The organism is Streptomyces sp. 8N706 (assembly GCF_052245415.1).
Lineage (GTDB): Bacteria > Actinomycetota > Actinomycetes > Streptomycetales > Streptomycetaceae > Streptomyces.
In genome coordinates this window covers 1-12,597 of the sequence record NZ_JBQQBW010000050.1, presented here as the reverse complement: position 1 = coordinate 12,597, position 12,597 = coordinate 1, and the positions used below count along the sequence as shown (strand labels likewise).

General features: G+C 70.7%; 10 protein-coding genes and 1 pseudogene. 4 read left to right on the top strand and 7 right to left on the bottom strand.

Translation table 11 applies throughout. The features are described from left to right. Positions 1-284: 284 nt before the first annotated feature. From ACTWQE_RS19695 to ACTWQE_RS19685, 3 genes are all read right to left on the bottom strand, one after another. Positions 285-1,211 carry an N-acetylneuraminate synthase family protein gene (locus tag ACTWQE_RS19695; protein WP_443330295.1) on the bottom strand — a complete coding sequence of 309 codons (927 nt, stop codon included), beginning with the start codon at positions 1,209-1,211 and terminating at the stop codon, positions 285-287. Positions 1,212-1,228: 17 nt separating this feature from the next. Further along, positions 1,229-2,431 (bottom strand): cytidylyltransferase domain-containing protein, encoded by a 1,203-nt coding sequence (locus ACTWQE_RS19690; RefSeq protein ID WP_443330294.1) that lies wholly within the window; start codon positions 2,429-2,431, stop codon positions 1,229-1,231. A 185-nt stretch (positions 2,432-2,616) separates the two neighbouring features. Further along, the gene (locus tag ACTWQE_RS19685; protein WP_443330293.1) at positions 2,617-3,969 is read right to left on the bottom strand and encodes a DUF6716 putative glycosyltransferase; all 1,353 of its coding nucleotides are present in this window, start codon (positions 3,967-3,969) and stop codon (positions 2,617-2,619) included. 187 nt (positions 3,970-4,156) lie between these two features. On the opposite strand from ACTWQE_RS19685, the gene ACTWQE_RS19680 reads away from it, so the two are divergent. Genes ACTWQE_RS19680 through ACTWQE_RS19670 form a run of 3 tightly spaced genes read left to right on the top strand, consistent with a single transcriptional unit; the run spans position 4,157 to position 7,733 of the window. Continuing rightward, a complete protein-coding gene (locus tag ACTWQE_RS19680; protein WP_443330292.1) occupies positions 4,157-5,134 on the top strand; it encodes a glycosyltransferase family 2 protein in 978 nt (325 codons plus the stop codon). Next, the gene (locus ACTWQE_RS19675) at positions 5,134-6,576 is read left to right on the top strand and encodes a polysialyltransferase family glycosyltransferase (RefSeq protein WP_443330291.1); all 1,443 of its coding nucleotides are present in this window, start codon (positions 5,134-5,136) and stop codon (positions 6,574-6,576) included. Before ACTWQE_RS19680 ends, ACTWQE_RS19675 begins: the two co-directional genes overlap by 1 nt. After that, positions 6,573-7,733, top strand: coding sequence for an acyltransferase family protein (locus ACTWQE_RS19670; protein ID WP_443330290.1), 1,161 nt, complete (start codon positions 6,573-6,575; stop codon positions 7,731-7,733). The genes ACTWQE_RS19675 and ACTWQE_RS19670 overlap by 4 nt, the downstream gene beginning before the upstream one ends. Here the strand turns inward: ACTWQE_RS19670 and ACTWQE_RS19665 are convergent. The 3 genes from ACTWQE_RS19665 to ACTWQE_RS19655 all read right to left on the bottom strand — a co-directional run bounded on the left by ACTWQE_RS19665 (position 7,696) and on the right by ACTWQE_RS19655 (position 10,746). After that, entirely contained in the window at positions 7,696-8,136 is a 441-nt protein-coding gene (locus ACTWQE_RS19665; protein WP_443330289.1) for an ATP-binding protein, read from the bottom strand. The two genes, ACTWQE_RS19670 and ACTWQE_RS19665, sit on opposite strands and share 38 nt — an antisense overlap. 287 nt (positions 8,137-8,423) lie before the next feature. Beyond that, complete coding sequence (leuE, locus tag ACTWQE_RS19660) at positions 8,424-9,101, bottom strand: leucine efflux protein LeuE (protein WP_443330288.1); 678 nt, start codon at positions 9,099-9,101, stop codon at positions 8,424-8,426. A 64-nt stretch (positions 9,102-9,165) separates the two neighbouring features. Next, entirely contained in the window at positions 9,166-10,746 is a 1,581-nt protein-coding gene (locus tag ACTWQE_RS19655) for an acyl-CoA mutase large subunit family protein (protein ID WP_443330324.1), read from the bottom strand. A gap of 266 nt (positions 10,747-11,012) precedes the next feature. Between ACTWQE_RS19655 and ACTWQE_RS19650 the strand changes: the two genes are divergently transcribed. Continuing rightward, positions 11,013-11,891 carry a L,D-transpeptidase family protein gene (locus ACTWQE_RS19650; protein WP_443330287.1) on the top strand — a complete coding sequence of 293 codons (879 nt, stop codon included), beginning with the start codon at positions 11,013-11,015 and terminating at the stop codon, positions 11,889-11,891. Between the two features lie 337 nt (positions 11,892-12,228). Here ACTWQE_RS19650 and ACTWQE_RS19645 read toward each other — a convergent pair. Then, positions 12,229-12,597: pseudogene (locus tag ACTWQE_RS19645) on the bottom strand (hypothetical protein); the annotation flags it as partial.

Genomic DNA, 12,597 nt, shown 5'->3' with positions numbered 1-12,597 from the left:
CCCCGGGATGGTGACCTGGCCGTCCGCCCGCTCTCCGGCGGCGCGCAGACGGTCCGCGTGCACCCACTCCAGCACGTTGAGCAGCTGGACGGGGCTCTCGACGAAAGCGAGGGTCTCCCCCGCGCCGGGGTCTGCGGCCTTCCGGGGCATGCCCCGGAAGCGGCCCGTCGGCGCCGGCGTCAGCCGGGCCCGAGCCGCTTCCGGGGGCGGGCCCGCGGGCCCGTCAGGTGTGCTCACCGAGGTCCACCTCGTGTTCTCGTGTGAGGCCGCGGGTTCCGGCCGGTTCAGACGGCGGCAGGCTCGCGGTCCGCACCCTCGGCGACGACACCGGGGACGCGGCGCAGCTTCTTCATCGGGCCGAGCTCGCTCTCGTAGACCTTCTTGACGCCGTCACCGAGCGACTCCTCGACGACACGGATGTCGCGGACGAGACGCTGCAGGCCCTGCGGCTCCACCGAGGCGGCCTGGTCGGAGCCCCACATGGCGCGGTCCAGGGTGATGTGACGCTCGATGAAGGCGGCGCCGAGGGCGACGGCGGCCAGCGTGGTCTGCAGACCCGTCTCGTGGCCGGAGTAGCCGATCGGCACGTTCGGGTACTCGTCCTTCAGCGTGTTGATCACCCGCAGGTTGAGCTCCTCGGCCTTGGCCGGGTAGGTGCTCGTGGCGTGGCAGAGCAGGATGTTGTCGCTGCCCAGGACCTCGACCGCGTGGCGGATCTGCTTCGGGGTGGACATACCGGTCGACAGGATGATCGTGCGGCCGGTGGCGCGCAGGGCGCGCAGCAGCTCGTCGTCGGTCAGCGACGCCGAGGCGACCTTGTGGGCCGGGACGTCGAACTTCTCCAGGAAGGCGACGGCCTCGGTGTCCCACGGGGAGGCGAACCAGGCGATGCCGCGCTTCTTGCAGTGCTCGTCGATCTGGCGGTACTCGTCCTCACCGAACTCCACACGGTGGCGGTAGTCGATGTAGGTCATCCGGCCCCAGGGGGTGTCGCGTTCGATGTCCCACTGGTCGCGCGGGGTGCAGATCTCCGGGGTGCGCTTCTGGAACTTGACCGCGTCGCAGCCGGCGTCGGCGGCCGCGTCGATCAGCTTGAACGCGTTCTCCAGGTCACCGTTGTGGTTGATACCGATCTCGCCGGTGACGTAGACGGGGTGGCCCGGTCCGGCGATCTTGTCACCGAGGGTGCGCAGGCGGGGGGTGGTGCTCATGTAAGACGTTTCCTTCTCTAGAGGGAGGGGCCGAGGATCCACGAGGCGATCTCGCGGATCGCGCCGTTTCCTCCGGGGGTGGAGGTGACCGCACGTGCGGCGCCGCGCACGATGTCGTGCGCACCGGCGACCGCTACGGGCCAGCCGACGAGGCCGAAACACGGGAGGTCGTTCACGTCGTTGCCGACGTAGAGCACACGCTCCGGCGCGATGCCCTGCTCCTCGCACCACTGCTTCAGTGCGAGGTCCTTCCGGTCGATGCCGTGGAGTACGGGCACCTGCAGCTTGCGGGCCCGTGCGGCGACGACCGGGTTCTGCTCCGTGGACAGGATCAGCAGATTCAGGCCGGAGCGGCGGAGCGCCGCGATACCGAGCCCGTCGCCGCGGTGCACGGCGACCATCTCCCGTCCGTCGGAGTCGACGAGCACCCTGTCGTCCGTCTGGGTGCCGTCGAAGTCGAGTACCACCGCGTCGATGTCCTCGCGGGTGGGAAGGCTGCCGGGGCGCGGAGCATCCAGCAGGGGCGCGAGCGCGCGGGCCCGCGCCAGGTCGTGCGGGTCGTCGACCTCCAGCACACGGGCCGGGTCGGTCCGTACGAGCGAGGTGCGGCCGAAGAAGCGGTGTCCGGCCTTGCGGAAGCCCTCGGCGTCCATCGCGTACGCGGCGCCGGTCTCCAGGAGGTCCTGGGGGCGGTCCTGGCGGCGGGGGCGGTACGACTTGTCGTGGTTGACGCCGAAGCCGCCGTCCGCCGCGTCGGCGTCGTTCGCGCCGTCGTCGCCGTCGCGCCAGACGAAGCCGTGGAAGGGCGCGACGGTCAGCGCGCTGTCGGCGCCGTCCTCGGCCACCGCGCCGGCCACGCCGTCGATGTCCTCACGGACCAGGAAGGGGCTGGTGCACTGGACGAGCAGCACGGTCCCGACCGTCCGGCCGTGCAGGGCCTCGTGGGCGTCCATGGCGTGCAGCACCGCGGCCTCGCTGGTGGCGGTGTCGCCCGCGATGGCGGTGGGCCGCTGCACCACATCGGCGCCCGCGCCCCTGGCGGCGGCGGCGATGCCGGGGTCGTCGGTGGATACGACGACATCGGTGACGATCCGGCTCGCCAGGCACTCGCGTACGGCGCGCACCACGAGGGGCACGCCCCCGACAGCGGCGAGATTCTTGGCCGGTACGCCCTTCGAACCGCCTCTCGCGGGAATGACGGCCAGCACGGTGGGTGGCATGAGGGCTCCTTCTCGGAATTCGGTGGGCTGCGTCCCGGCAGCCCCACGTCTCGTCGCCGGCCGCGACCCGTCGGCTTCGCGTACGTGACTCGCAGCGCCCTGGCGCACGTTGCCTGCAGCGCCCTGGCGCGCGTCGATCGCAGCGCCCTGGCGTACGTCGGTCGCAGCGCCCTCGGGTGCGCCGCTCACAGCTGCCCCCAGCGGCGGATCGCCGGTGCCACGCGCTGGACGCCCTGGCGGTACGCCGTCCGCGCCGCGTCGCGGGCGAAGTCGCGGGTGGCGCGGCGCAGGGCACTCTCCTGGCGCGGCTCGGCGCTCACCCCGGGAAGCGGCTCTCCACGGGGGTCGAGGGCGTGCCGGGCGAGGATGCCGGGCAGATAGCCGGGCGCCGTGGCAGGTGTGTAATACGGCTCCAGGGGCGGCAGTTCGTCCGCGTCGACCAGCGCGGCCACCCGCTCCCGGGCGGCCTCGAAGGCCTTCTCGTACGGTCCGGCGGCGGCGACCCCCTGGCGGCTGAGCCACGCGGGGTCGGGCTCGGGCGTGTGCCCGGCGTCCAGTTCGTCCCAGGAGGCAAGGCAGCCGGAGCCGAGGAAGTGGTGGTTGCCGAGGGCCTCGCGTACGCCCAGGTCGGTGAGGACGGCGGTCGGGATGCGGCGGTGCAGCGACTCGAGTGCGGCGGTGGAGCTGACCGTGACGAGGAGGTCGGTACGGTCCAGGACCTCGCCCATGTGCCCGTAGACCAGGCGGCAGTTGGCCGGGAGGCCGCCGGGCACCCGCGCCGCGAGCTTCTGGTACGGGAGCTCCTCGATGTGCGTGGTGTGCTCACCGGGCTTGCTGCGCAGCTTGATGAGCACGTCGCGCTCGGGGTGCTTGCGGGCGTGCTCGGCGGCGCGGCGCAGCAGATACGTACGGTCGGTGCGGTTCTCCGGGACGGAGGGCTGGGCGGCGAAGACGACGGTGAACGGCCGGTCGCCGCGCGCCGCGGCGTCGTAGGGCGCGCCTCCGAGGAAGGGGAGCGCGGTCTCGACGACGCTTCCCGCGTCGGCGTTCACGCCCTCGTACACGGCGCGGAAACGCTCCGCGTCGTGGCGTGAGTTGGCGAGCACCACATCCGCGCCGTGCCGCAGGAGGAGTCCGTCGGCCAGCTTCTCGTAGACGACCCCTACATACCCGGTGACGACGACGGGGCGCTTCTGCCGGGCGCCGTCGGGCCCGGCGGCCGAGGTCGCGCTCGCCCGGGCGAGACCGTGCAGCATCGCCTGGACGGCTCCGCCGACGCAGGCGAGCACGACGACGTCGTACGCTCCGCCGGCGACGGTCCGGATGAACTCGACACCGGTGACCTCACGCAGCGAGTCGGCGCGTACGCCCACTTCGTCGAGCTGACGGGCGGTCGGCGTCGCGCGTCCACGCAGAAGGCAGCCGTCGAGCTGAATGTCCGATACGAGGCGGTTCGCGGTGAGAGCGCCCCATTTCCATCGCGTATCGGAATCGGCGAGCACGGCGACTCGCAGGCGATTTCCACTACTTGCTGGCACGTCGATGACGCTAGGAAGGCATTCCGAGTCACGGCCCAACACAGCCGCAACAAAGGGTTAACAGCACATCGACGAATGGCTAATCGGCACGTGGGAGCGGCGGGTTAACCAATCCGCCATATTTCGTTCACCCGTGAGTTCACCACAGGTCAAGACTAATGTCGGGGAGCCACCTACCGTCACCCGGGTGGTTAAGCTCTCCGTCATCGTGCCGTTCTACAACGTGCAGACATACGCGCCCGACACCTTGAGAAGTCTGCGTGCGAACGCCAGACAGGACTTCGAATTCATTCTCGTCGACGACTGCTCGACGGATGAGACCCCGGAGATCCTCGACCGCGCCGCGCGGGACCTTCCGGGTGCCGTCGTCGTGCGGCACGAGCAGAACGGCGGTCTCGCCACCGCGCGCAACACCGGCCTCGACGCCGCGCGCGGGGAGTACCTCACCTTCCTCGACGGCGACGACTGGCTCGCACCCGGCTACTACGAGAAACTGCTCGCCGTCATGGAGGATCTGGACTGCGACTTCGTGCGGACCGACCACGTCCAGTGCACGGCCAGGGCCCGTTCGATCCACCGCGTGCCGCACGGCCGCCGCGGTGTGGTGATGCGCCCCCGCGACGTCATCCTGCCCGCCGACCGCAGCACCTCCGTGGACTACGCCTACGCCTGGGCCGGGATGTACCACCGGCGGCTGGCGGACGAGGGGTTGCTGCACTTCCGGCACGGCCTGCGCACCGCGGAGGACCGGCCGTGGATCTGGCGGCTGCACCGTGAGGCACGCTCCTTCGCCGTCGTCGGCATGCTCGGCGTCTTCTACCGGCGTGGTGTCGCCTCCTCCCTGACCCAGATCGGCGATGTACGCCAGCTCGACTTCATCCGCGCCTTCGACCAGGTGATCGAGGAAACGGCGAAGGACCCCCATGCTGATCAATTGCTCCCGAAGGCCGTGCGCACCTATTGCGCCATCATTTCCCATCACCTCGGCAGTATCGAAAGGTTCGAACCGGCCGTGGCACGTAAGTTGCGGTCGATGAGCGCCGCCGCGCTGAAGCGCATGCCGCAGGACGTATTGCAGGACGCCCTCGACTCCATGGACATTCAACGCGCATCCCGGCTCCGACGTCTGCGCCGCCGTCCCGTCGCCGCGGAGGTGGCGGCCTGATGCCCGGCACGACGACGAACGCACAGAGCGTCAGGAACGACGGGGACGTCAGCAACGTCAGGAACGTCAGGAAGAAGACGCAGATCTTCTTCGCCTCCACCTTGTACGGGGCCGCCACGCTCGCCGCGGCCCTCGACGCGGACTGCTTCGAGCCCGCCGACCGCCGGCTGTTGCTGGTCAGCAATAACTCCACGAATCCGGAGACGAGTCCGTCCCTGGACACCATGCCCGGATTCGAGCGGCTCCGCGGCCGCTTCGACGGGCTGCTGTCCTGGAACGAGACGATCAGCCCGTTCCACCCGGGCGGCTGGTCCCCGCGCCAGGACGACATCCCCCTGTGGGAGCGGCATCTGCGGCTCCTGTGGGGGCTCGGTGACGACGAGGTCGAGCTGGCCGTCGAATCCATCCAGGTCAACCCCTCGCTCGCGCTGACCCAGCTCTTCCCGGGCGTGCCCGTCGATGTCTACGCCGACGGCCTGATGAGCTACGGACCGACCCGCAACAAGCTCGACCCGCTGGTCGGCACCCGTATCCGCCGACTGCTCCATCTGGACCTCGTGCCGGGTCTGCGGCCGCTGCTGCTCACCGAGTTCGACGTCGAGCCGCAGATCATCCCGACGGAGACCTTCACCGCCGTACTCGCCGAGCTGGCCGAGGACCAGGCCGGTGCCGAGGACCTGCCGGAGCTGGAGGCTCCGGCGCTGCTCCTGGGCCAGTACCTCTCCGCTCTGGACATCCTCACCGCCGAGGAGGAGGAGCGGCTGCATGTCACGATGGTGCGCGGCGCCGCCGAACTCGGCCATCGCACCATCGTGTTCAAGCCGCACCCCACCGCTCCCGCCCGCTGGTCGCGGCTGCTGGAGAAGGAGGCCGGCGAGCTGGGCGTCGAACTGACGGTCCTGGACTCCCCGGTGCTCGCCGAGGTGCTGTACCAGCGGATGCGGCCCGCCCTCGTCGTCGGCTGCTTCTCGACCGCGCTGCTGACCGCGAGCGCCCTGTACGACCTGCCGGTCGCCCGCACGGGCACCGAAGTGCTGCTGGAGCGGCTCGCTCCGTACCAGAACAGCAACCGGATCCCGGTCACGATCGTCGACGCACTGCTGCCCGAGCTCACCGACAAGGCCTCCGTCACCGGCTGGACCGCCCCGTCCAGGGCGGACATCGCGGAGCGGCTCACCGGCCTGGTCACCGCCGTCGGCTACGCGATGCAGGCGCAGATCTACCCGAGCCTGCGGCCGCAGGCGGAGCGCTACCTCTCCACACAGCTCGACACGCACACCTGGCGGTACTTCAAGCGCCGCCGGCTCACCTCGCTCGCACTGCCCGGAGCGATCCCGTCGCAGCTGTCCTTCCTGCCCCGTAACGCCACGGTGCGCAGAGTCGCGCGCCGGGCGCGCGCCGTACAGCGCCGCATCGTGAAGAAAAAGGCCGCGTTCGGATGACGGCTCCCGCCGGCACCACCCTCCCGAAGCCCTCACCGGGAGCCCCTGCCTCCAGTGCACGTCCGGAGGCGCGAAGCATACGCAGCGCGCCCCCCGCTCCCCGCCTGCGCGCCCTGGACGGTCTGCGTCTGGTCGCCGCCCTGATGGTCGCCTTCTACCACTTCGGCGGCCGCGACGGCGAGATCGGCCAGGCCTGGGGCAGCTCACCCAACACACAGTTCCCCACCGCCTCGCAGCTCTTCGCCTACGGCTGCCTGGGCGTCCAGATATTCTTCGTCATCAGCGGCTTCGTCATCTGCATGAGCGGCTGGGGACGGCCGTTGCGGGCCTTCTTCGCCTCCCGCGTCTCACGGCTCTTCCCCGCATACTGGGCGGCGATCATCCTGGTGACCGCCGTCTTCGCGCTCCCGTGGGTCGCCTACGAAGCGGTGTCGCCGAGTGACGCCCTGGTCAATCTGACGATGCTCCAGATGCCGCTGGGCGTCGACCGCGTGCTGGGCGTGTGCTGGACCCTCTGGGCCGAGCTGCGCTTCTACGCGCTCTTCGCGCTCTTCGTCGTCCTGCCGGGCGCCAACCGGCAGCGCGTGGTGCTCTTCTGCGCCGTGTGGACACTGGCGGCGGCGATGGCCGAGGCGGCGAACGAGCCACTGCTCGATGTGGTCCTCATGCCGGAGTACGCGCCGTTCTTCATCGGCGGGATCGGCCTGTACCTGCTCCACCTCGACCGGCGTGACATGACCGCGTGGGGAATCGTTGCGGCAAGCTGGCTGATCGGTCAGCACTACGCCGTCGACCGCCTCTGGCACCCGTCGGGTCCGGAGTTCTTCTCCTACCGCCCGTCGCTCGGGATCGTGGCGGTGGTCACGATGGGCTTCGTCGCGGTCGGCGCCGTCGCCCTGGGCCATCTGCGCTGGGCCAACTGGCGCTGGCTGACGGTCGCGGGCGCGCTGACGTACCCGTTCTACCTGGTGCACGAGCATCTCGGATGGGTGACCGTCCACGTACTGCACCGGACGTTCGGCCTGCCGTCGTACGCCACCCTGCCACTGGCGATCTCGGCGATGCTGGTGACGGCCTGGTTGCTCTACCGCTTCGTGGAGACCCCGCTGACTCCCCGGATCAAGCGAGCGCTGACACAGCCCCGACGGGCAGGGTGAACCACACGCCCTTGCCCTGGGTGCCGTTGAGCCCCAGCGGCGCACCGAGGGCCATGCCCCACCGCCCCTGGGTCAGGACGTCGACGAGCTGAAGCCCGCGCCCGCTCTCCCCGTCGGGCGCGGCACGGCGCCGCGCGGGCGGCTCGGTCGTCCCGTCGTACACGGTGACGCGGACGTCCGCGTCCTCGATGGCGAGCCAGAGCAGCGAGCCGAGGCCGCGGGCGTGCAGATAGGCGTTGGTCACCAGCTCGGAGGTGCAGAGCGCCGCCGTGTCGACGAGGTGGTCCAACTCCTGGGAACGCAGCACGGTGGCGACGAAGTCACGGGCGATGCGCGGGGACGTGCACAGGGGCGGGCAGTAGAGGGTGTACGAGTGCGGGACATCCGCGGATGCGGTGCGCATGGGCGACGCCTCTCGTGAGGGGTGCGGCTGCGAAGCCGGAACGCTGACGCTACCCCACGTGAGCATGGCACAACAGAGAGTGAGGACCTGATCCGTCCTCGCACACTCCCGCGCCGGGGTACGCCGCCCGAACGACCCACCCCGTCCGCGTACACGCACCGCGATCCCCGCCCGAACCCGGCCTCCCCCGCCGCAGACCCGGGCCTGCCATAAGGCCCACCGACCTGCCGACGCCGTCGGCCCGCCCGGCAAGGGGGGGCCACGGCGCACGGCGTGCCGCCGGGCGGTCAGCCGGCGCTCGACAGGGACAACTTCGCCGCGAAACCGAGGAACAGCGCGCCCGCGGCGGATGTCGCCCCGGCCGCCAGCCGCCGGCGACGGCGGAACTGCGCGGCCACCCGGCTGCCGCCGAATATCAGCGCCGTGAGGTAGACGAAGCTGAAGAGGGTGGCCAGCGTGCCGAGCAGCAGGAACGACAGCGCCGGGTGAGCGTACCCGGGGTCGACGAACTGCACGAAGAAGGAGACGAAGAAGAGGATCGCCTTCGGGTTGAGCAGACTGATCACCAGGGCGCGGCGGTACGGCCGTTCGGCACCCGCCGTGTCCACGGCGGCCTCAGCGGCCGTCCGGGCTCCGGCGGGGCGTTCCTGTCCCGCCTGCCGCGTACGCCACATGCTCCACGCGGACCGCAGCATGCCTATCGCCATCCAGGTCAGATAGCCCGCGCCCACGTACTTCACGATGCCGTAGAGCATCGCGTTCGCCTGGAGCAGCGAGGCGACCCCCGCCGCCGAGAGCACCATCAGGACGGCGTCGCCGCAGAAGACCCCGCACGCGGCCCGGTAGCCGCTGCGCACACCGCGCCGCGCGGCCACCGATATCACATACAGCGAGTTCGGCCCCGGCAGCAGAATGATCAGTGCGAGTCCCAGCAGATACGTCGGAAGGTCGGTCACGCCCAGCATGATGCGGAGTCTGGCACAGGCCTCCGACAATTCGCCCATGCGTCCACATGCCAGAAGGGACCCTTCAGAAGGCGTCGGAGGGGACGTACGTACCCCAGACCGCTCGGAGCGCGTTGCACACCTCGCCCACCGTGGCCCGCGCCGCCAGTGCGCTCTTCATCGGGTACAGGACGTTGTCCGTGCCCTCGGCGGCCCTCTTCAGCTCCGCGAGCGCGGTGTCCACGGCGGCCTGGTCGCGCTCCGCGCGCAGCTTCGCCAGCCGCTCCGCCTGCTGCGCCTCGATCGCGGGGTCCACCCGCAGCGGCTCGTACGGCTCCTCCTCGTCGAGCTGGAAGCGGTTGACGCCCACGACGACCCGCTCGCCCGCGTCCGTCTCCTGCGCGACGCGGTACGCGCTGCGCTCGATCTCGCTCTTCTGGAAGCCGTGCTCGATGGCGCTCACCGCGCCGCCCAGCTCCTCGACACGTGCCATGAGGTCCACGGCGGCGGCCTCGACCTCGTCGGTCATCCTCTCCACGACGTAGGAGCCGGCGAACGGGTCGACGGTGGCGGTGACATCGGTCTCATAGGCGAGGACCTGCTGGGTGCGCAGCGCGAGCCGGGCCGACTTGTCCGTCGGCAGGGCGATGGCCTCGTCGAAGGAGTTGGTGTGCAGCGACTGGGTACCACCGAGCACCGCCGCGAGCCCCTGGACCGCGACCCGGACGAGATTGACCTCGGGCTGCTGGGCGGTGAGCTGGACCCCCGCGGTCTGGGTGTGGAAGCGCAGCATCATCGACTTGGGGTTCTCGGCGCCGAACTCCTCACGCATCACCCGCGCCCAGATCCGGCGCGCGGCACGGAACTTGGCGACCTCTTCGAGCAGGGTGGTGCGCGAGACGAAGAAGAACGACAGCCGGGGCGCGAAGTCGTCGACGTCCATTCCGGCGGCCACGGCCGTACGGACGTACTCGATGCCGTCGGCCAGGGTGAACGCGATCTCCTGCGCGGGCGTGGCCCCGGCCTCCGCCATGTGGTAGCCGGAGATCGAGATGGTGTTCCACTTCGGGATCTCGGCCTGGCAGTACCGGAAGATGTCCGCGATCAGCCGCAGGGAGGGCTGGGGCGGGAAGATGTACGTACCGCGGGCGATGTACTCCTTGAGCACATCGTTCTGGATGGTTCCGGTCAGCTTGTCCGCCGGGACGCCCTGTTCCTCGGCGACCAGTTGGTACAGGAGCAGCAGCAGCGCGGCGGGGGCGTTGATCGTCATCGACGTGGAGACCTTGTCCAGCGGGATGCCGCCGAACAGCAGCCGCATGTCCTCGATCGAGTCGATGGCGACGCCGACCTTGCCGACCTCTCCGTGCGCGAGGGGCGCGTCCGAGTCGTGCCCCATCTGCGTCGGCAGGTCGAAGGCCACGGAGAGCCCCATCGTGCCGTGGGCGATCAGATCCTTGTAACGGGCGTTGGACTCTGCGGCCGTACCGAAGCCCGCGTACTGACGCATGGTCCAGGGGCGGCCGGTGTACATCGACGGATAGACCCCGCGGGTGAAGGGGTACGAGCCCGGCTCGCCCAGCTTCTCCCCGGCCTCCCAGCCCTCGAGCGCCTCCGGTCCATACACCGGCTCGATGGGCAGTCCGCTCTCGGTGGTTCGGGGGATGTTCGGGTCTCGCGCCATGTGCTCTGCCTCCGTGAAGCCGCTCGCTGGTGGGCGAGCTCTGCCGAGTGTGCCGAGTGTGCTGAATTCTGATGGTTCTGCCGGTTCTGCCGACGACGGAGGGGAGCGGGCCGCCCCGCGCGCCGCGGGGAGCCGGTGGGACCTCGGTCGCGGCATGTGGGTTCCCTCACAGCATCTACCCCTGGTTCATCCCCAGACTGCTCTGGGAACAGTCAAAGGGGGAAAGATCCGGACGAGGGGGGACGTGCATGGCCGGGTACTCCTTCATACGCGGGACTGTCGCGGCGGCCGCGGTCGCCGCGCTGGCCGTCGGCGGCGCCTCCGGCTGCAAGGTGCGGACGACGGCGCCCGGCGACGGGAAAGCCCCGGCGTACACGGCCTCGAACGCGCCGCCGACGCGCGCCCCCGCCCCCGGCAAGCCCGGAGGAGCCGGTGCCGGGCCGACGACGAAGAAGCCGCACCGGCCCCCCGTCCGGACTCCCCCGAAGCGCCCGGCCCCGCCACTGATGACTCCCGGCTCACAGGGGGCGCAGGTACGGGAGCTGCAGGCCCGGCTGCACGAACTGGCGCTCTTCGACCGCGGTCCCACCGGGTACTACGGCTCGATCACCGCATCCGCCGTACGGTCCTTCCAGGCCGGGCACCGCCTTGCCGTCACCGGCGCGGTGGACTCCGGCACCTGGTCCACGCTCCGCTCACTGACGCGGCAGCCGGAGCGCACCGCGCTGTATCCGCGGACGAGCCGTCCCCTCGCCAGGCCCGACGCTCGCTGCCTCACCGGCCGTGTCCTGTGCATCAGCAAGAGCAGCAGCACGCTCGCCTGGATGGTGGACGGGCGGGTCGTCTCGGCGATGGATGTGCGGTTCGGTTCGCAGTACACACCGACCCGTGAGGGGAGCTTCGGCGTCACCTTCAAGAGCCGCCACCATGTCTCGACGATCTACCACACGCCCATGCCGTACGCGATGTTCTTCAGCGGCGGCCAGGCGGTGCACTACTCCGCGGACTTCGCGGCGCGGGGTTACACCGGCGCGTCGCACGGCTGTGTGAACGTCCGGGACCAGCGGAAGATCGCCGCGGTCTTCGCCCAGGTGCGTACCGGCGACAAGGTGGTCATCTACCGCTAGTGCTGCGACCACAGCGCCAGGGCGTGTCCGACGGCTCTGAGGGGATCAGCGAACGGCGTCCGGTGTGGGGATTGCCGGGCGTCGCGAGCCCGCGAAGGGCCGTCGGACCGCCTCAGCGCCGCGCCGGAGACGCGGGGAGAGGGAGAGGGCGCGGGCGGGGCCGGGGGAACGTGCCCCGCCCGCGCCGATGCGTGGAGCCGTAGGTACGGGGGGAACCCCGGCTCTCACGCGGCCGATGACCAGTCGGCTCATTTCTTACTGCGCCGACGGCTCAAAAAGTGTCACACCCCTGGTTGCACCGTGAAGCGAGCCGGTCACCGGCGGACGTATCGCGGGCTCACTGAGCCGGGGTCGACGCCTCGGAGGCGCTGGGGGAGACGCTCGGCTCATCCGCGCTGGAGGACGCCGGGGCGTACGCGGGCGGTGTGACGTCACTCTGCCCGTCGCCGCCGTCGTCCTCACCGTTGCCGCTGCCGTCGTCGCCGGAGCCGTTGTCGCCCTGGCCGTTGCCGCCACCGGAACCGTCCTCGGAGCCGGAGGAGCCGGAGGACCCGGAGGACCCGGAGCTGCTGCCGTCGCGGTCCAGCAGCCGTTCGCAATAGCGGTCGAGCGCCTGGGCGCCGCCTGCCGCACGCTCGAGCTTGCGCTCGGTCGGCCGGTCGAGCGTGCCCGCCTCGTGCTTGCGGCACAGTGCGAGGGTCGTCCT